The following is a 532-nucleotide window of genomic DNA, read 5'->3' on the forward strand; positions in this document are numbered from 1 at the left end:
GGGTGAAGTGGACGTGGATCCGCGGGTTGGCCGCCAGCCAGTCACGCACCTCGACACGTTTGTGGGTGGCGTAGTTGTCCATCACCAAGTGCAGCTGCTGGTCGGGATAGGCACGGGCGACTTGCTTCAAGAACGCCAGGAACTCCTGGTGTCGGTGTCGGGGTCTGCACGCGCCTGTCACGTGCCCGGTGGCGATGTCCAATGCCGCGAACAAGGTCGTGGTGCCGTGACGCACATAGTCATGGGTGCGGCGCTCGATCTGGGTGGGCTGCATCGGCAGGACCTTCTGCGTACGGTCCAGGGCCTGGATCTGCGACTTCTCGTCCACGCACAACACCACCGCATTCTCGGGCGGGGCCAGGTGCAACCCGACCACGTCGGTGACCTTGGCGACCAGCTCGAGCTTGTCAAGCTATCTGTGTAAGTGATGATCGGTTGAATGTTTGATTACAGGTAGGGGTTGAAGCGCTCTGGGTAGACGTTGGCGAGTTCGGCAAGGGCTGCCTTCCAGCCGGTGACGGTCTGACCTTCG

Annotated in this window: 1 pseudogene; it reads right to left on the reverse strand. The window is 62.0% G+C overall.

The window, feature by feature from the left end:
* Window positions 1-394: pseudogene (locus tag ACTQ49_RS15020) on the reverse strand (IS630 family transposase); the annotation flags it as partial.
* Window positions 395-532 lie beyond the last annotated feature (138 nt).

It is taken from the genome of Luteococcus sp. Sow4_B9, from assembly GCF_052116585.1.
In the GTDB taxonomy this organism is placed as follows: domain Bacteria; phylum Actinomycetota; class Actinomycetes; order Propionibacteriales; family Propionibacteriaceae; genus Luteococcus.